The sequence below is a fragment of the Streptomyces sp. NPDC058308 genome, from assembly GCF_042880275.1.
GTDB lineage: Bacteria > Actinomycetota > Actinomycetes > Streptomycetales > Streptomycetaceae > Streptomyces.
On the sequence record NZ_JBHVZA010000023.1, the window covers coordinates 82,406 to 100,748 of the forward strand.

Genomic DNA, 18,343 nt, shown 5'->3' on the forward strand with positions numbered 1-18,343 from the left:
GGAGGGGCCGCCCGTGATGTCCGACCCGCCCGTTAGTCTCGTGAATCATGAGGCTGCTGCACACGTCCGACTGGCATCTGGGGCGATCGTTCCACCGCGTGAACATGCTCGACGCCCAGGCCGCGTTCATCGCCCACCTGGTGGCGACCGTGCGCGAGCGCGACGTGGACGCCGTCGTGGTGGCCGGTGACGTGTACGACAGGGCGGTGCCGCCGCTCGCGGCCGTCGAGCTCTTCGACGACGCCCTGCACCGGCTGGCCGACCTAGGCGTGCCGACCGTCATGATCTCCGGGAACCACGACTCGGCACGCCGCCTCGGAGTCGGCGCGGGCCTCATCGACCGGGCCGGCATCCACCTGCGCACCGACCCCGCCGCCTGCGCGGAGCCCGTGATCCTCGCCGACGCCCACGGGGACGTGGCCTTCTACGGCCTGCCCTACCTCGAACCGGCCCTGGTCAAGGACGAGTTCGCGGTCCAGAAGGCGGGGCACGAGGCGGTCATCGGCGCCGCCATGGACCGGGTGCGCGCCGACCTGGCCACCCGCGCGCCCGGCACCCGCTCCGTCGTCCTCGCCCACGCCTTCGTCACCGGCGGCCAGGCCAGCGACAGCGAGCGGGACATCACCGTAGGCGGTGTCGCCGCCGTACCGTCCGCGGTCTTCGACGGCGTCGACTACGCGGCACTGGGCCACCTGCACGGCAGCCAGACCCTTGGCGCCCGCGTGCGCTACTCCGGCTCCCCGCTGCCGTACTCCTTCTCCGAGGCCGACCACCGCAAGAGCATGTGGCTCGTCGACCTCGGCCCCGAGGGGGAGATCGACGCCGAGCGCCTCGACTGCCCCGTGCCGCGCCCGCTGGCCCGCCTCAGGGGCACCCTCGACGACCTCCTCGACGACCCGGACCTCACCTGCCACGAAGAAGCATGGGTCGAGGCCACCCTCACCGACGCGGTGCGCCCGGACGACCCCATGGCACGGCTCTGCGAGCGCTTCCCGCACACCCTCAGCCTCGTCTTCGACCCGGACCGGGCCCCCGACGACCCGGACGTCTCCTATGCCCAGCGGCTCCAGGGCCGCAGCGACCAGCAGATCGCCGTGGACTTCGTGACCCACGTGCGCGGCGCGGGGCCCGATGAGCACGAGCGGGAAGTGCTGCGGTCCGCGTTCGACGCAGTCCGCACCGACGACACCCTGCGCGAGGTCGCCCGATGAGGCTCCACCGGCTCCGCATCACCGCCTTCGGGCCCTTCGGTACCACCCAGGACATCGACTTCGACGACCTCAGCACCGCCGGACTCTTCCTGCTGCACGGCCCGACCGGCGCCGGCAAGACCTCCGTCCTGGACGCCGTGTGCTATGCCCTCTACGGCTCGGTGCCGGGCGCCCGGCAGGGCAGCGGACAGGGCATGACGTTGCGCAGCGACCACGCGCGGCAGGGCACGCGCACGGAGGTCTGCCTCGAACTCACCGTCGCCGGGCGGCGCTTGGAGATCACCCGCCAGCCTCCGTGGGCGCGCCCCAAGAAGCGCGGCACGGGCACCACCACGGAGAAGGCACAGAGCTGGCTGCGCGAGTACGACGCCGGGGCCGCTCGGGACACGGAGTCCGGCGGCACGGGCGGCTGGAAGGACCTCAGCCGGTCCCACCAGGAGATCGGTGAAGAGATCAGCCAACTGCTCGGCATGAGCAAGGAGCAGTTCTGCCAGGTCGTGCTGTTGCCCCAGGGCGACTTCGCCCGGTTCCTGCGGGCGGACGCGGAAGCGCGCGGCAAGCTGCTCGGACGGCTCTTCGACACGCGGCGGTTCGCCGCCGTCGAGCAGCGCCTGGCCGAACAGCGGCGTACCACCGAGGCCGAGGTCAAGGACGGGGACGCGGCGCTCCTCGCCGACGCGCACCGCATGCAGCAGGCCACGGGAGACGACGGCCGGGGCGCCGAACTGGCCCTGCCCGACGCGGCCCCCGGCGACCCGGGTCTCGCCGACGCGGTCCTCACCTGGGCCGCCGTCGCCCGCGCGGGCGCCCGTGAACGCCTCACTGTCGCGCAGTGCGCGCTCTCGGCAGCCGAATCCGCCCAGGCCGCCGCGGAGCGCCGGCTCGGTGACGTACGCGAACTCGACCGGCTGCAGGGCCGGTTCGCCGAAGCGCGGTCCCGGGCCGCGGCGCTCCACGCGCGCGAGGACGAGCAGTGCGAGCTCGCGGAGCGTCTGGAACGGGCCCGCAAGGCCGAGACGGTCGCACCCGCGCTCGGCCTGCGCGACACCGCCGACGCCGAGCACCGCCACGCCACGGAAGCGGAGGCACACGCGCGTGGCCGACTGCCCGGGACGTTCGCGGCCTCCGGCGCGGCCGGCCTCACCGCCGCCGCGCGCACGGCGGCCGAGGAGCTGGGAGGCCTCGCGTCCGCCCGGCGCGCCGAGCGGCGGATCGCCGAGATCACCGCCGAACGCGCGACGCTGGACCGTCAGGAGCGCGCCGACGACGAGCTGCTCCAGGACGCGGCGGGCTGGCTCGACGGCTGGGCGGCGACCCGGGCCACGCTCCAGGAGCGCATCGAGTCCGCCCAGGAGGCCGCGACCCGCGCCGAGCGGTTGGCGGGACGGCTCGAACCGGCCCGGACCCGTCTGACCGCGGCCCGCCGCCGCGACCGCCTCGCCCAGGATGCCGCGGCGGCACAGGAACGCGCACTCGCCGCCCGCGAGGCCGCAACCGCCGCCCACGAACACTGGCTCGCGCTCAAGGAACAGCGCCTCACCGGCATCGCCGCCGAACTGGCCGCGCACCTGGCCGACGGTGAGCCCTGCGCCGTGTGCGGCGCGACGGAGCACCCCGCCCCCACACGCAAGGTCGCCGGGCACGTCGACCGCCGGACGGAAGAGGCGGCGCTCGCCGCCCACCGCGGCGCCGACGAGGCGCGCGAGGCGGCCGAACGCACCCTCGGGGACGTACGCGAATCCCTCGCGGCGGCGACGGCGGCCGCCCGCGGCGGCCCGCTTCCGGACGCGGCCGATGCCGAGGACGCCGACGGCCACCCCGACACGGACCCCACCACCGACGAACTCGCCTGCGCCGTCGACGCGTTGCTGCACGCGCACGCCGAGGCCCGCGACCGCGCCTCCGGGCTGCACGCCGCAAGGGAGGCGCTGGCCCAGGCCGAGGGCGAGTACGAACGACGGCTCGCCGGACAGCAGGAGGCAGCGCGGCGCGCCGCGTCCCGCGCCACCCTGCGCGACGCCCTGGTACGCGAACAGGAAGCACTGGACGCCGAGTTGACCCGGGCCCGGGGTGCCAGCGGCAGTGTCGCGGACCGCGCCGCCCAACTGGAGCAGCAGGCCGCCCTGCTCACCGAGGCCGCGGACGCCGCACGCGCCGCCGCCGACACCGCCGAGCGGCTCAAGGCCGCGGACGCCGGCCTCGCCGACGCGGCCTACCGCGCCGGGTTCGACACGCCGGCGGCCGCGGCCGCCGCCCTCCTCGACGACGCCCGGTACCGCGAGATCCAGCATCGCATCGACGCCTGGCGCAACGAAGAAGCCGCGGTGCGCGCCGTCCTCGCCGAACCGGACACGGCCGCCGCCGCGCAGCAGCCCCCCGCCGATCCGGCCGCCGCACTCGAGGCCGCCGAGGCGGCGGGTCTGCGCCTGCGGAAGGCCGCCTCCGCGCGGGACGCGGCCGACCGGCGCTGCGCCGAACTGGACCGTCTCTCCGCCCGTTCGCTCACCGCGATGCGCAGGCTGGCGCCCTTGCGGGCCGAGCACGACCGAGTGGCACGGCTCGCCGGTCTCGCCGCGGGCACCTCGGCGGACAACGAACGCCGGATGCGCCTGGAGTCGTACGTGCTCGCCGCCCGTCTGGAACAGGTCGCCGCCGCCGCGACCGCCCGGCTGCGGAGCATGTCGTCGGGCCGCTACACCCTCGTGCACTCCGACGACCGCACGGGGCGCGGCCGTTCGGGCCTCGGACTGCACGTGGTGGACGCCTGGACGGGCCGCGAGCGCGACACGTCGACGCTGTCGGGCGGCGAAACGTTCTTCGCCTCCCTCGCCCTCGCCCTTGGCCTCGCCGACGTGGTCACCGATGAGGCGGGCGGCGTCCGCCTGGACACACTCTTCATCGACGAGGGCTTCGGCAGCCTCGATGACCAGACCCTCGACGAGGTCCTGGACGTCCTGGATTCCCTGCGAGAGCGGGACCGCAGCGTCGGCATCGTCAGCCACGTCGCTGACCTGCGACGGCGGGTGCACGCGCAGCTGGAGGTCGTGAAGGGGCGGGAGGGATCGTCCGTGCGGCAGCGGGGCGTGGTCTGAGGACTCAGGCCCTCGGTGCGGAACCGTTCGCTGTCATTCCCTGCTTTTCCGCACCCCGACGCGTGCCCTGGCTCAGCGGGGCTGCTTGTGCGTGGTGCGGTCGCGGCGGCGGCGCGCGGGGAACCGCCCGCGCCCCCCGTTGCGATGGTCGTGCCGATCAGCCGGGGAGACCGGCGGGGGCGGCTGATGCGGCGGCGTGTCCCCGGCCTTTGGTTCGACGGGGGTGTGACTGCCGGGCAGCGTGCGGCTGTAGGTGCGCAAGGCGATCCTTTCGGCGTGCTGCGCGTTGAGGCGGTGAATCACGTACGCGTCGGTGGCGATCAGGAGCAGGAAGGCGGCTGCGGTGAGTGCGGTGTCGACGGTGATCACTGCCCCGTGGCTGTGGGGCCGACGTGGATGGAGGTCACACCGCCCTCGCACTCCCACGCCTCCTGTACGTTCCGCGGGAGCTCGCCGTTCATGGCGTCGTGGTGGCGTGCGATCTCGGTGGCGACGAGAGCGGTGGCGCTCAGCGGAGATCCGTCCGGGTCGCCGGCGGCGGTCATAAGCCGGGCCGCGCTCGCGGAATCCGTCTCGGGCGGAATCACCAGAAGGTCCCAGCGGCCGGTCCCGTACGACAGCAACAGCACTTTGTGAGGGTCCAGTTCGGGGGTGAACCAACCGATCTTGAGCACGTGGTCGCGGAGGGTCACCTTGCGCGGGACGACGGGCCAGAGCATCGGGTTGACGGCGATGCGGGTGATGCGACCCCACAGCGGGTCGAGTACGTCCGCCAGAGCGGGGAGTTCGGCGGTCAGGTCACGCGAACGGGGCCACCAGGCGCCGTCGAGCAGCCCGCGGCCCGTCGGGGACCGCAGCGTCACCCGGGCAGCGGGAGGTGAAGAGGGGCGGGTGGTGAGGGTGATGGTCGCGGTCATGACGCGAACCCGTCTTCGGGGCGACACGGTGGTCGTCCCCGATGCCGTTGTTCACCGAGGACGAGACCCGCGTGGATGCCGGAGTACGAAGTGCCCCTGGTCCATCCACAGTACTCCTGCGCCGGAGGCCGGTGGCTGGTCCGGCGCGACCGTGCTGTCCAGCCCCTCATCGGGGTGCGCTCGGTCGCCATCTGAGCGGTCCTGGTGAGGGCTGAGGAACGGCCAGCAGCCGTCTCCATTCCCCTTTGCAGCCGCATGGTTGAAGGGGCGTCATATCGCATTGAAGGAAATACCGATGCTGCATTGTGAGCTGCTTCACGGTGCGTCCGCTGGGCCGGTGATCAAGTAACTCCAACCGGCATGAAAGCGGCCGCATTCCCGTCAAAGATCACGGCCGCCCCACGTCGTGTGAAAGACACAAGGAGGAGTTACGTGAAGCGCAATACCCTGCGAGTGAGTGCGGCCACCGCAATGGCCGCAGTCGCCTTTGGTGTCGCGGCGCCGGCCGCCTCGGCTGTTGAACATCGCCGCACCACGGACCTCGTCGCCGCCGCGGAGGCCGGGTCCGAGTTCGGGGCCGCCGAAGCCCGGACCCTGCTGACTGTGCCGGAGTTCCGCACCGAACTCGCCCCCGAAGCCGAGGCCGCCCTGCATGCCGTGGCCGACGGCAGCGCTACCCAAGAGGAGCGCATCGCCGCCCGTGCGTCCGTCGCCGGCACGTTCTGGAATCTCATCAAGAAGGCCGGCCCGTCCGTTGTCAAGGCGGCAAAGAAGGCGGCCGGGAAGTACGCGACCTTCCGGAACTGGGTCAACGGCCTGTCCTGGTACAACCCGATCAAGCTGGCCTGGCAGGCCGCGGGTGCCGAAGCTCAGTACCAGATATGGAAGTACGTCCACGACCACATCTGACGCCTGTGCCGTAGGGGCCGAATGTACTTCTCGTACTCGGCCCCTTCGGTCGTCCATCGTCACCGGCTCCGGAAAGACCTCGACCTATGATCTCTTCGCGCCCCCCTCATTCCGGCATGGCGGTCGGCTCGTCACCCGGAAACCGCACCGAGACCGTGATCGGCACCCTTCTCCTCACGGCTTTCGTCGGCTTCCTGTTCCTGTTCGTCGAGGACGCCCGAAACAACGATGCTCTTGCGACGACCGGCCGTGTCCTGCACTGGGCGGCGGGAGCGGGCATCGCTGTCACCATCATCATCACCCGCACCGTGTTGCGGCGCTGGACGTCGGGATTCGACTGGATTTTCGCCGCGATGTGGGCCCTGCTCACGATCCTGACCTGGATGAACGGGGACCTTTGAGCCAGCAGGGCCGACCTTACGAGGAGCTGGCAGGGCGGCACTGTGCCCTTTCCAAGTTGGCGGTGCTGAGCGGGAGTTGGGCTGTCCTGTGCAACGACGAAGCTCCTGGTGGACGGGTTCTCGACCAAGATCACCCGTGTCAGCATGAAGTCCAAGTCCTGCGCATGATGCGGCCCCATAACCGGTCAAACATCTCCGTCAGAGACGGAAAGCGCCCGGCTGAGAAATCTCAACCGGGCGCTTTCCGGGCTTCGGTACTCCGTTGACTGCCTGACAGTGCTCAGCAGGGGAGAGTGGTCTTGCCAGCAGCGCCTGTGGCGCCGGTGGTGCCGTTCGCGAGCGTCGTGGCGGCGGTTCCGTCGCCGCCGGGCTTACCCGGGCACACCGGGCTGGCCGCGCCACCGGCGCCACCCGTGCCGCCCATGTGGCCGCCGCTGACGACGGCGGTGCCGCCGTTGCCGCCCTTGCCACCGTTGATACCAGTACCGGCATCGCCGACGCCGCCCACGCCGCCCTTGCCGCCGGTGCCGCCGAGCTTGGCCTCGCCACCCGAGCCGCCGATGCCGCCGTTGCCGTTGGCGCCGCCGGCCCCGCCGGTGCCGCCGAGTCCGCCGACACTTGCGGCGCCGCTGGCATCGCCTCCGGCCCCTCCGTTGCCTCCGTTGCCGTTGGAACCCGCGGCGCCGCCCGTGCCGCCGAGGCCACCGATACCACCCAGGACCCCAACGCCGTTGGCCCCGTTACTGCCCGGGGCCCCGGCGGCGCTGGCCCGGGCGCTGCCCATACCCGGCTGGGCGGAGGCGAGAGCGGGCGTCACGGTAAGGCCGGCTACGGCGATCGTGGCGATCAGGAAGGTTCTGGCAGTGGTTGTGCGCATGGTGCGCATGGTGTTACTTCCTTCGATTGTTCAGGCGGAGAGACGCTCCGCCTGACAGTTCTCAACATAGGGAAGATGGAACGCGGCACACACCTCAAATGCTGATCAAATGTCTTCAAATAGCCTGAATCAGCAAACTTTGGCCGCAAGTCACCTCCGCACCAGCCCGCGCCAGCCCGCACGTCCCTCGGTGCCGGTTCCGACAGGTCGCCGAGAGGGGTCACCCGAAATCGGCGCGAGGCGAGGAGATAATGACTCTCGACTCTCGGATTGAATTCCACTGAGACCTCCGGATATCTCTTCCCGTTTGCCTTGCGGCCGCACGCCGATCCGCTAGGTCGGTGTGGGCTTCACCTATCCGGCTAAGAGATCGTCTCGATTGGTACGTCTGGCTTGTGGTGATGGCTCTGTGGCCTTGGGCCACCGACCTGCCATGATCATCTCGACGTGTTCCATGGTGGGAGGCAAGAGATGGCGATACCGCTGCCGGATGGGCTGGCTACGCCGGCGCTCGTGGTCGATCTGGAGGTGTTGGACAACAACATCTCGCGGCTGGCTGAGACTTCGCGGTCCCAAGGGTTCGCCCTGCGGCCGCATGCCAAAGCCCACAAGTGCGGGCAGATCGCCGACCGTCAGCTTCGGGCCGGAGCGCGCGGGCTGTCGGTGGCCACGATCAGCGAGGCTGAGGCATTCGCCCGGGCCGGCGTGGATGACCTGTTCATCGCTTACCCCGTCTGGCTTGATGCCGGTAAAGCGCAGCGGCTGCGCCGGTTGGCGGACGACGTTGCCCTGAGAGTCGGCGTCGAGTCGGTCGAAGGCGCGCAGCGGCTGGGGAACGCCGTGCGCGGCAGTGCCCGGCCGGTCGAGGTGCTCGTCGAGGTCGACAGTGGGAGCCACCGGACCGGGGTGCAGCCTCACGCTGCTGGTGAGGTCGGGAAGGCGGCTGCCGACGCGGGACTGGATGTCGTCGGCCTGTTCACGTTCCCGGGACACGGATATGGGCACGACGCGCAGGCACGCGAACGCGCCGCGCGGGACGAGGAACGCACGCTGGGAGAGGCCGCACAGGTGCTGCGGGACCTTGGGCTCGACATCCGCGTGGTCAGCGGCGGATCGACTCCGACGGTGGGGTGGTGGCAGCCGGGCGCGGTCAACGAGTTGCGGCCCGGTGTCTATGTCTTCAACGACGCCACCCAGCTGGCCATCGGCACCTGTGGGATGGAGGATCTGGCGTTGGTCGCCGCGGCGACGGTCATCAGCGTGCCCGCCCCGGACCGTTTTGTGCTGGATATCGGTAGCAAGGTCCTCGGCTCCGACCGGTCGTCCTGGGTCACGGGCCACGGCTACCTTCCCCAGTTTCCGCAGGGAAGCATCACTGGGTTGTGGGAGCACCACGCCGTTGTCCGGATTCCGGAAGGGGTGCGGGGACCGAGCCTCGGGTCGGTGGTTGCCGTCGTCCCCAACCACGTCTGCACGCCGGTGAATCTCGCCGATGAGCTGCTGGTCGTCCGAGATGGCGAGGTGATCGACCGCTGGCAGACAGCGGCGCGAGGTGCCAATACCTGAGAGATTGTTTCAGGGACGCCGGACGGAGACCGGCGACGGGGCGGACAGCAGATGGTCCCGTGCGCGAACTCAGCGTCCGAGTGGGCGGCGCGGCAGAGGAGAGGAGTAGACGACACTTGTCGTCACCGACCCCAGCGCGCCGATCTTTCCGGAGACCTCTTCGAGGTGCTGCATCGAGCGTGCGGTGACCTTGATGACGAAGCAGTCGTCGCCCGTGACATGGTGCGCCTCAAGGATCTCGGGGGTCGCGTCGACCAGGTCGTGGAAGGGTTTGTAGTTGCCGTTGGGGTACCTCAGGCGGACGAAGGCCAGGATGGGCAGGCCGAGCCGTTCCGGGTCGATCACCGCCGCGTACCCCTGGATGACGCCCGCCTCCTCCAGGCGCCGCACGCGCTCGGTGACGGCGCTCGCGGACATCGAGACGGCGCGCGCCAGTTCGGCGTAGCTGGCGCGGCCCTCGCGCTGGAGGACATCGAGTATGCGCCAGTCGGTGGCGTCCGTGGAATAACCGGTCATGACCGAGAGGTAACAGGGAAAACCCCGGCCGATCAAGAGGGGGGCCGGGGAAGAACGCACGAGGCGGCGGGCGATCCCGCCGTCGGCGGCGCGCCGGGAGGTGCGCGTACTCGTCGGTGATGACCTGCTCCGACGAGTACGCGCGGGCAGAGCGGGCTGTCCCGTCCGGACGGCCCGAACGGCCCCGACGCTCCGTCAGACGCCGGCGATGCTCTGGATCCAGGAGCGGTACGCCGTCACGTTCGTGTACGCGGTGGTGGTCTGGCGGTCACTGGTGGAGGCGACGCCGACCTGCGCGCCGTTGCCCATCATCGGGCCGCCCGAGTCGCCGCCCGCGGTGATGCCGTCGCCGCGCCGGGCGCAGATGGCCTGTCCCTGGTAGGCGTCGCGGCAGCCGCCGGTGACGACGACGTTGGCGACCTTGAGGAGCCGGGACTGGCAGTTGATCTCCTGACCGCACTGGGACGTCGCGCCCCAGCCGTATACCTGCACGGTCTGGCCCACCGTCACGGAGCCCGGCGAGCCGAGGCGTGCGTAGGTGCCCGACACGGAGCGGTCGAGACGGACGAGGGAGAGGTCCGCGCTCGGGTGGCTCTGGACGCCGACGCCGTTGGCCACGGTGCCGCCGGACGTCTGGTCGAGGCTGCCGATGCGGAACGAGAGGCCGCCGCCGCTCACGCAGTGCTTCGCGGTGAGGATCCAGGTCGGGGCGATGATCGTGGCGCTGCAGGTCTGCCGGCCGTTGGAGAAGAGCCGGGCCGCCCAGGGTGCGTTGCTGGCGTAGCCACCGCCGATGATCGGCCGGGGGGAGTTGACGGACGCCACCGTGGGTGCGCCCGCGCTCGCCGCGATCTGGGCCGCTGCCGTGGGGGCGAGCCCGAGAACGGCGACTGCGGTGGCCGCGAGCGCGGGGACGAGTCTGGATATTCGCACGTTCGTCTCCATTATGTGGGGAATGGAACGTCCTGGATGAGGACGGAGCTGCATAGGTATGCAGCACTGCCCGAACGGGAGGCGGGTATCTCCTGTCGCGGGCATGCCATCTCTGGCTGGGGTGAATCTGGCAGAGGCGGCAGTGGTGGCGCAAGGGGTCGGCTGCCGAATCCTCCGCCAACTCTGGCCCGTCCGTGGTGGATTCGCTGACCGAATGACGCCGTTCCGGCTGGCGCGTGGGGTGGGCGGGAGGCGGCGCCTCGTAGCGTGAACCGCCGATGCTGGGCCTGCGGGCCACCTGTGTGAGCTTGCTGGTGGCTGCATGATGAAACGGATCTGGTCTGGACCAGTGCCGTCGGGGCGGATGAACGGCAGGCGCAAGATCCTCCCGGCAACCGCCCTACGCGGCTGACGCATGGGGTCACCGCCGATTGCCTGCCCTCTGCCGTCACCCGCCGGGATTTCGACGGTGAGGTCAACGAGACGCCGGGGATCATCCGTTCAGGCTTCAGGCCGCCACCCGTAGATTTCTCGCCATGAACAACATCACCGACGTGAAGAACCTGGATGACGAGAAGAGCATGGATGGGGTGAAGGACGGGAAGAACCTGGATGACGTGAAGAACGCGAACGCGCAGCTGATCGCGAGCCCCGTCCTGAGGGTCCCGCCTGCCTCACCCGCCGCGGCCGCCGCGTACTTCGGGGCGAGCCTCACCTTCCACGCCGACGTCTCCGACGTGGCGTCCGCGCTCGCCGCCGAAGGCGACCCCGGCTTCGTCGTGGTCGACACCCGCTCCACCGCGTCCTGGGACCAGGGCCACATCCCCGGCGCGGTCCACCTGCCCACCGCCCTGATCCCCGAACAGGCCGAAGCGCTGCTGGACAAGGCGGTGCCTGTGGTCACCTATTGCTGGGGCCCAGGCTGCAACGGCGCGACCCGCGCGGCCCTCGCCTTCGCCCAACTCGGCTTCCAGGTAAAGGAGATGCTCGGCGGCTTCGAGTACTGGGCGCGCGAGGGTTTCGAGTTCGAGACGTGGGAGGGCCGCGAACGGCGCACCCCCGACGCCCTCACGGCGCCGGTCGACGCGGAGGACTGCGGATGCTGACGGGGTGCGGTTGAGAGCCTGTCGTTGAACCCCCGCCCCCGCCCCGCCGCCCGGCGCGCACGCTCGGCGCCCGTTCTCTCAGAGCTTCGAGAGCTCGTCCACCAGGTCGTCCAGGCCCAGCGAGCCCTGCGACAGGGCGGCCATGTGCCACGCCTTGGCGTCGAAGTCGGCGCCGTGGCGTCGCCGCGCGTTGTCCCGGCCGAGCAGCCAGGCGCGCTCGCCCAGCTTGTAGCCGATGGCCTGGCCGGGGATGGTCAGATAGCGCGTCATCTCGCTGGCCACGTACTCCGTGGGCCTGCTGCAGTGCGCGTCGTAGAACTCCTGGGCAAGGTCGGGGGTCCAGCGCTCGCCCGGGTGGAAGGGCGAGTCCGCGGGGATCTCCAGTTCCAGGTGCATGCCGATGTCGATGATGACGCGCAGCGCGCGCATCATCTGGGCGTCGAGATAGCCGAGCCTGCGCTCCGGGTCCGTGAGGAAGCCGAGCTCGTCCATGAGCCGCTCCGCGTACAGCGCCCAGCCCTCTACGTTGGCGTTGACGAGGCCGACGGTCGCCTGGTAGCGGGAGAGGTTCTCCGCGACGTGTGCCCACTGGGCGAGCTGCAGGTGATGGCCCGGCACGCCCTCGTGGTACCAGGTGGAGACGAGGTCGTAGACCGGGAAACGGGTGTCGCCCATCGTCGGCAGCCAGGTGCGGCCGGGGCGTGAGAAGTCCTCCGAGGGACCCGTGTAGTAGGGGGCGGCCGCCGTGCCGGGCGGGGCGATGTGCGACTCCACCTTCCGTACCCGGTCGGCGAGTTCGAAGTGCGTCCCGTGCAGCGCGTCGATCGCCTCGTCCATCAGCTCCTGCAGCCAGACGCGGACCTCGTCCACGCCCTCGATGTGGGCCCCGTGCTCGTCCAGGTGCGCGAGCGCCACCCACGGCGTGGCCGCACCGGGCAGGATCTTCTCGGCCTCGTCCTTCATCTCGGCGAGCAGCCGGTGGAACTCCGACCAGCCGTACGCGTACGCCTCGTCCAGGTCCAGATCGGCGCCGTTGCACTCGCGGGAGAGGCGGGCGTAGCGCTCGCGGCCCACGATGTCGGGGGCGCCCTCGATCGCCGGCGCGTAGACGTCCCGCATCCAGTCGCGCAGGGCGACCACGGACGCGGTGGCGCCCAGCGCCGCGGCGTCCAGTTCGGCGCGCAGCGCCTCCGGTCCGGCGGACGCGAAGTCCTCGAACCAGCCGCGCCCGTCCGCCTCGCCCCCTGCCTCGCCCGCCCACTCGTTCAGCTGCCCGATGAACGTGGCAGTCGGACGCGGCGGGCCGAACAGCTTGCGCTCCAGGCCGAGTTCGAGCGATGCGCGGTAGCCCTCCAGCGAGGCCGGCACGGCGCGCAGCCGCTCGGCGATCGCCGCCCAGTCCTCGTCCGTCTCCATTGGGGTCACGTTGAAGACTCCCCGCACCTGATGCGGGATCGTGCGCAGATTACCGACGGCGCGCAGCCCTTCGTCGGCCTCGTGCACGGCGAGGCGCGCGGTGAGCCGTTCCCGCAGCAGCCGCCCGCAGCGACGCTCCATCTCGCTGTCCGCGCCGGGCCTGCGCTCCGCCTCGTCCAGCCGGGCCAGTGTCGTGCGCGCCAGCCGCGCCAGGGCTTCCTGGCCCTCGGGGGAGGCGTCGGGGAGCTTGCTGTGGCTCTCCTTCACGCCGAGGTAGGTGCCCGTGATGGGGTTGAGGGCGACGAGTTCGTCGACGAAGGCGTCGGCGACGTCGCGGGGCAGGGGGCCGGTGTCCGGCTGCGGGTTCTTCGTGGCTGACATGCGGACATCCTCGTACGGGTGAGCGGTCGGCGTCACCAGGATTCTTCGTACGAGTCAGCGGTCGGCGTCACCATGATTCCTCGGATGCGTCCGGCGGCCCCTCGGCGGCCGCGTCGGGCGGCAGCAGCGGACCGCACGCCCACTGTTGGAAGATCAACCGGGTCTCCACGCGCGCCACTTCGCGTCGCGCGGTGAACTCGTCGAGGACGAGCCGCTGAAGATCCGCCGGTCCTGCCACCGCCACGTGCACCAGGAAGTCCTCGGGCCCCGTGAGGTGGAAGAGGGACAGGGACTCGGGAAGCGCCCTGACGCGCTCCACGAAAGGACCCACGAGATCCCGCCGGTGCGGCCGGACCTGTACGGAGAGCAGCGCTTCGAGCCCACGGCCGAGCTTCGCCGGGTCGAGCCGCAGCTGATGTCCGAGAATCACTCCCGAACGCCGCAGCCGCGTCACCCGGTCGAGACACGTCGACGGCGCGACCCCGACCTGCGCCGCGAGGTCGCGGTAGGTGGTCCGGGCGTCGTTCTGCAGCAGCCGCAATATGTGGAGGTCCACCGGGTCCAGAGCGACAGAATCGGCCATCGGCCGAACGTAGCACGGCATTCGGGGACGTCGCCCCGGCGGATGTTCAGCCTGTGGTGCATGGAAGCGAACACCGGAACAGCCCCCCACGAGCCCTCCGTCGGCACCGTGTCACCCCAGCGCGCCCTGGCCACCGAGGCCGTGCACGCGGGGCGGGACGATCTGGCCGAAATGGGCCTGCATGCCCCGCCGATCGACCTCTCCACGACCTACCCCTCCCGCGACAGCCGGGCCGAGGCCGCCCGCATCGACGCCTTCGCCGCTGACGGCGTTGTCGACGAAGGACCGCCGGTCTATGGGCGCCTCGGCAACCCGACCGTCGCACGCTTCGAGACCGCCCTGGCCAAGCTCGAAGGGACCGAGAGCGCGGTCGCGTTCGCGAGCGGCATGGCGGCGCTGACCGCGGTGCTCCTCATGCGGGGCGCGGCCCGCATGCGCCACGTCGTCGCCGTCCGGCCGCTGTACGGCTGCAGCGACCACCTGCTCACCGCAGGGCTTGTCGGCACCGAGGTGACCTGGGTGGATCCGGACGGCATCGCCGGTGCGATCCGTCCGGAGACCGGCCTGGTGATGGTCGAGACGCCCGCCAACCCCACCCTCGCCGAGCTCGACCTGGCCGAGGTGGCCCGCGCCTGCGGTACGGTGCCGCTGCTCGCGGACAACACCTTCGCGACCCCGGTGCTGCAGCGGCCTGCCGAGAGCGGCGCCCGCCTGGTCCTGCACAGCGCCACGAAGTACCTGGGCGGGCACGGGGACGTCCTCGGCGGTGTCGTCGCCTGCGACGAGGAGTTCGCGCGGGGCCTTCGGCAGGTGCGGTTCGCCACTGGTGGCGTGCTGCATCCGCTCGCCGGATATCTGCTGCTGCGCGGCCTGTCGACGCTGCCGGTCCGGGTGCGGGCGGCCTCGGCCACCGCGGCGGAACTGGCGCGCCGCCTCGCCGACGACCCGCGGATCGACCGCGTGCACTACCCGCGCCTGGGCGGTGCCATGGTCGCCTTCGAGGTGCACGGCGACCCGCACGAGGTGATCGCCCGCGTACGCCTCATCACCCCGGCGGTGAGCCTCGGCAGCGTCGACTCCCTCATCCAGCACCCCGCGTCCATCAGCCACCGTGTGGTGGACGCCGAGGACCGGCGCTCGTCCGGAGTCGGCGACCGCTTGCTGCGCATGTCCTGCGGCCTTGAGGACGTCGAGGACCTGTGGCACGACCTGGACCGGGCCCTCGGCCCGGCCCGGGACGCCGCCACCGGCGCCGAGCCCGTCGCGGAAACGCTCAGTGCCCCGCCCGCTGGTGCTCGGCACGGCCGTCGGGGCGCTGCGCGTGGTCGTACGGCAGCCGCGAGCTGACCGGGGTCGCCTCCAGGCGGGCCGTGATCACCAGCGTGCCCTCCTCGATCTGGTAGTCGAGCGGCAGGCCGAGCCCGCGCATCGCGGCCACCATGCCGGTGTTGGACGCCTGCGTCACCGCGTACACGCTCTCGCAGCCCGCCTCGACCGCCATCGACACCAGGCGGCCGAGCAGTTGGCCGCCGATGCCGCGGCGTTGCCACTCGTCCTCGACGAGCAGCGCGATCTCGGTCTCGTCGCCGTCCCAGAGAAGATGGCCGAGGCCGACGATCCGCCCGGACGCGGTCCGTACCGCGAGCGTGCGGCCGAACCGGGGGCTGAGCAGGTGGTTGAGGTAGCGGTCGGCGTCGTGCACCGGGCCGTGGTAGCGCATGTCCAGGGTGCGCGTGGAGCACCGCTCGTGCATGGCCTTGGCGGCCTCGATGTCGGCCGTGCCGGCGCGCCGGACAGTGATGGAGTTGCCCTCCGGGAGGGTCAGGACGTCCTGGCTGCGCGGGATGCGCGGGCCGAGCCGCGTGTCCAGCTCCACCAGGGCCCGTGCGCGGGCGAACTCCGTGGGCGTGAAGGGCAGATAGGGCCGCTCCACGGTGATGACCTCGCCCTCGGGCCCCTCCAGGCGCAGCACCGTCCCTTCGAGTACGCCCTCGACCGGAGCGCCCTGTGCGGCCCCGACCCCGCGGGGCCCGGACCTCGACGGCGCGGGCAGCGAACGGATGGTGCAGCGTCCCAGCAACTGCCGCAATGCCAGCGGGAGTTCGGCTGCGTCGAGGGCGGTGCGGGTGGCCAGGCCGAGGATGCGGGTGGGGGCGTCGACCAGATCGTGGGCGTCGGCGCGCTCGATCCAGGTCCCGGAGCCGCCGGACCGGGCGATCGACCGGCTGATCCCGGCGCCGGCCAGCTCGGTGGGCGCACGCAGCAGGAACTCGTCGACGGTGCCCTCGGCCAGCGGGTGCGCCTGCAGGCTGAGGATGTCCACGCCCTGCTCGGCGAGCGTCACGCACAGCGCGGCGAGCGACCCCGGCTCGTCCCGCACCGTCGTCCGCATCCGCCAGAGCGTGGTCCCGCCCGTCTGCGGTGTGCGGTCGACGGCGACGGCCGCCGCGGGCCCGGCCTGCTCCGCGTCCGCGGATGGCCGGGCGCCGGTATGGTGCGCTGTCGGTGGGGCGTGGTTGTGGCGCCGGGCCCACCACGTGTGGAAGCCGGCCGTGGCGATGAGCGCCACGGCCGACATCGCGAGGAGGACCGGGCCGTCCGGCCCGTGCCCCACCATGTTCGCCACCGCGTCGGCCACCGCCACGGCGGTGAACAGGGCCGCCAGTTCCACCACGTCGCGCCGCCACTGATGAACGGGGCGCCCGTGCTTGGTCCGTGTCACATCAGATGCGTCAGCTCTCATACGGCCACTCTGCTGGACCGGTGTTGCGTGATCGAGAACGCCCTGTGACTGATGGGTAAAGAGGTCATCTGAACCTTTGGCGGCGATTTGCCCGCGCTACTGTCCCACCCGGCCCGGCTGCAGCACCTGGGTGAACAGCACTCCGCCGCCCTCCTGCCGCAGCCGCACCGTCAGCTCACCGCTGCCGCCGTCGATGTCGATCTCGCCGAAGTACTGCGGGGTCTCGGCCGGTGAGGTGTTCGCCCGGCCCGGAGCCTTGAGGAACTTCTGCTCGGGGCCGAAGGTCCCGTCGAGCTTCGTCGCGGGGAAGCCGCCGGCGGCCAGCGGCCCGGACACGAACTCCCAGAACGGCGCGAAGTCCTTGAACGCCGCACGCGAGGGATCGTAGTGCTGCGCCGAGGTGTAGTGGACGTCGGCGGTCAGCCACAGCGTGCCCGTGATCCTGCCGTGCTTGATGTGCCGCAGGAGTTCGGCGATCTGCAGCTCGCGGCCGAGCGGGGCCCCGGGATCGCCCTGCGCGACGGCCTCGAAGTTCACCCTGCCGTCCGGGACCACGATGCCCAGCGGCATGTCGGAGGCGATGACCTTCCACACCGCCCGGGAGCGGGACAGTTCCCGCTTGAGCCAGGCCAGCTGGCGGGCGCCGAGGATGCCGGTGGCGTCGTCGGTCTGTCTGCCCGGCGAGTTGGCGTTGCGGTACGAGCGCATGTCGAGGACGAACACGTCCAGGAGCGGACCGTGCCGCAGCACCCGGTACACCCGGCCGTCCTCGTCGCCCGGCGCCAGCGTGGAGACGGGGAAGTACTCGCTGAACGCGCGCAGCGAGCGGCCCGCGAGGACGTCCGTGTTCTTCTCCGTGTACCGCGCGTCGTCCAGGATCTGCCCCGGGTACCAGTTGTTGTGCACCTCGTGGTCGTCCCACTGCACGATCGACGGGACCTGCGCGTTGAACCGCCGCAGGTTCTCGTCGAGCAGGTTGTAGCGGAAGGCGCCCCGGAACTCCGCCAGGGACTCGGCGACCTTGGACTTCTCCTCGGTCGTCACGTTCCGCCACACCGTGCCGTCGGGGAGTGTGACGCTGGGCAGGATGGGGCCGTCGGCGTAGATGTTGTCGCCGCTGCACAGGAAGAAGTCCGGGTCCCGCCGGCGCATCTCCTCGAAGACGCGGTAGCCGCCGCGGTCGGGGTTGATGCCCCAGCCCTGGCCCGCGATGTCGCCCGACCACAGGAAGCGCACGTCCTGCCTGCGGCCCCGTGGCGTCGTACGGAAGGTCCCGCCGACCGGCTTGCCCGTCCGCCGCGGGTCTTCGGGGTCGGCGAGCAGCACCCGGTAGTGGATCTGCTCACCGGCGGGCAGGCCGCGCAGCCGGGTCGTCCCGGTGAAGTCCGTGTCCGGTCCGAGCAACGGGCCCTGCCAGCGGCGGGGGTTGCGGAACGACTCGGTGGCCGACGTCTCCACGACCATCCGGGCCGGCCGGTCCGACCGGACCCACACGAGCCCCGAGTGCGCGCTCACGTCCCCGGCCTGCACGCCCCACCCGGCCTTCGGGCGTCCCGAAAGGGCGAGCGAAGGAGCCGCCCCGGCCGACGCGGGCACGGCGAGCGCCGCCGGTACGGCGAGCGATCCGCGCAGCACGCTGCGGCGACGGGGGGACGGGCTCGGCTGACGTTGCGACATGAATGCGCCTCCAGT

At 71.5% G+C, this 18,343-nt stretch carries 16 protein-coding genes; 7 read left to right on the plus strand and 9 right to left on the minus strand.

The features are described 5' to 3' along the window. The first annotated feature begins 47 nt into the window (after window positions 1–47). Both ACFVYL_RS27785 and ACFVYL_RS27790 read left to right on the plus strand, forming a co-directional pair. The gene (locus ACFVYL_RS27785; protein ID WP_389720507.1) at window positions 48–1,211 is read left to right on the plus strand and encodes an exonuclease SbcCD subunit D; all 1,164 of its coding nucleotides are present in this window, start codon (window positions 48–50) and stop codon (window positions 1,209–1,211) included. Then, window positions 1,208–4,303: an AAA family ATPase gene (locus ACFVYL_RS27790; protein ID WP_389720510.1), complete on the plus strand. Its 3,096-nt coding sequence runs from the start codon at window positions 1,208–1,210 to the stop codon at window positions 4,301–4,303. Before ACFVYL_RS27785 ends, ACFVYL_RS27790 begins: the two co-directional genes overlap by 4 nt. A 72-nt stretch (window positions 4,304–4,375) precedes the next feature. Here ACFVYL_RS27790 and ACFVYL_RS27795 read toward each other — a convergent pair whose 3' ends face one another. Together ACFVYL_RS27795 and ACFVYL_RS27800 are read right to left on the minus strand one after the other, a co-directional pair. Further along, window positions 4,376–4,672: a hypothetical protein gene (locus tag ACFVYL_RS27795; protein ID WP_389720513.1), complete on the minus strand. Its 297-nt coding sequence runs from the start codon at window positions 4,670–4,672 to the stop codon at window positions 4,376–4,378. After that, window positions 4,669–5,220, minus strand: a complete 552-nt coding sequence (locus tag ACFVYL_RS27800; RefSeq protein WP_389720516.1) for a DUF5994 family protein — start codon at window positions 5,218–5,220, stop codon at window positions 4,669–4,671. The genes ACFVYL_RS27795 and ACFVYL_RS27800 overlap by 4 nt, the downstream gene beginning before the upstream one ends. Window positions 5,221–5,673: 453 nt before the next feature. On the opposite strand from ACFVYL_RS27800, the gene ACFVYL_RS27805 reads away from it, so the two are divergent. Beyond that, a complete protein-coding gene (locus ACFVYL_RS27805) occupies window positions 5,674–6,129 on the plus strand; it encodes a hypothetical protein (protein ID WP_389720519.1) in 456 nt (151 codons plus the stop codon). 116 nt (window positions 6,130–6,245) lie between these two features. Then, complete coding sequence (locus ACFVYL_RS27810; RefSeq protein WP_389720522.1) at window positions 6,246–6,530, plus strand: hypothetical protein; 285 nt, start codon at window positions 6,246–6,248, stop codon at window positions 6,528–6,530. A 280-nt stretch (window positions 6,531–6,810) separates the two neighbouring features. On the opposite strand, the gene ACFVYL_RS27815 is transcribed toward ACFVYL_RS27810, so the two are convergent. After that, window positions 6,811–7,407, minus strand: coding sequence for a hypothetical protein (locus tag ACFVYL_RS27815; RefSeq protein ID WP_389720525.1), 597 nt, complete (start codon window positions 7,405–7,407; stop codon window positions 6,811–6,813). A 471-nt stretch (window positions 7,408–7,878) separates the two neighbouring features. Here ACFVYL_RS27815 and ACFVYL_RS27820 point away from each other — a divergent pair, with 471 nt between their 5' ends. Next, entirely contained in the window at window positions 7,879–8,973 is a 1,095-nt protein-coding gene (locus ACFVYL_RS27820) for an alanine racemase (protein WP_389720528.1), read from the plus strand. Between the two features lie 69 nt (window positions 8,974–9,042). Here the strand turns inward: ACFVYL_RS27820 and ACFVYL_RS27825 are convergent, their stop codons facing one another. Next, entirely contained in the window at window positions 9,043–9,489 is a 447-nt protein-coding gene (locus tag ACFVYL_RS27825) for an Lrp/AsnC family transcriptional regulator (RefSeq protein WP_389720531.1), read from the minus strand. A gap of 195 nt (window positions 9,490–9,684) precedes the next feature. Next, complete coding sequence (locus ACFVYL_RS27830; RefSeq protein WP_389720533.1) at window positions 9,685–10,422, minus strand: S1 family peptidase; 738 nt, start codon at window positions 10,420–10,422, stop codon at window positions 9,685–9,687. A 536-nt stretch (window positions 10,423–10,958) separates the two neighbouring features. On the opposite strand from ACFVYL_RS27830, the gene ACFVYL_RS27835 reads away from it, so the two are divergent. Beyond that, complete coding sequence (locus tag ACFVYL_RS27835; protein ID WP_389720535.1) at window positions 10,959–11,528, plus strand: rhodanese-like domain-containing protein; 570 nt, start codon at window positions 10,959–10,961, stop codon at window positions 11,526–11,528. A 78-nt stretch (window positions 11,529–11,606) separates the two neighbouring features. Here ACFVYL_RS27835 and ACFVYL_RS27840 read toward each other — a convergent pair whose 3' ends face one another. Both ACFVYL_RS27840 and ACFVYL_RS27845 read right to left on the minus strand, forming a co-directional pair. Further along, window positions 11,607–13,325 carry a DUF885 domain-containing protein gene (locus ACFVYL_RS27840; RefSeq protein WP_389720536.1) on the minus strand — a complete coding sequence of 573 codons (1,719 nt, stop codon included), beginning with the start codon at window positions 13,323–13,325 and terminating at the stop codon, window positions 11,607–11,609. 67 nt (window positions 13,326–13,392) lie between these two features. Then, entirely contained in the window at window positions 13,393–13,908 is a 516-nt protein-coding gene (locus ACFVYL_RS27845) for an Lrp/AsnC family transcriptional regulator (RefSeq protein ID WP_389720539.1), read from the minus strand. A 60-nt stretch (window positions 13,909–13,968) separates the two neighbouring features. Between ACFVYL_RS27845 and ACFVYL_RS27850 the strand changes: the two genes are divergently transcribed. Further along, on the plus strand, window positions 13,969–15,255 hold the full coding sequence (locus ACFVYL_RS27850) for a trans-sulfuration enzyme family protein (protein ID WP_389720541.1): 1,287 nt from the start codon (window positions 13,969–13,971) through the stop codon (window positions 15,253–15,255). On the opposite strand, the gene ACFVYL_RS27855 is transcribed toward ACFVYL_RS27850, so the two are convergent. Together ACFVYL_RS27855 and ACFVYL_RS27860 are read right to left on the minus strand one after the other, a co-directional pair. Then, the gene (locus ACFVYL_RS27855; RefSeq protein ID WP_389720543.1) at window positions 15,182–16,651 is read right to left on the minus strand and encodes a GNAT family N-acetyltransferase; all 1,470 of its coding nucleotides are present in this window, start codon (window positions 16,649–16,651) and stop codon (window positions 15,182–15,184) included. The two genes, ACFVYL_RS27850 and ACFVYL_RS27855, sit on opposite strands and share 74 nt — an antisense overlap. Window positions 16,652–16,747: 96 nt before the next feature. Continuing rightward, entirely contained in the window at window positions 16,748–18,328 is a 1,581-nt protein-coding gene (locus ACFVYL_RS27860; protein ID WP_389720546.1) for an alkaline phosphatase D family protein, read from the minus strand. Window positions 18,329–18,343 lie beyond the last annotated feature (15 nt).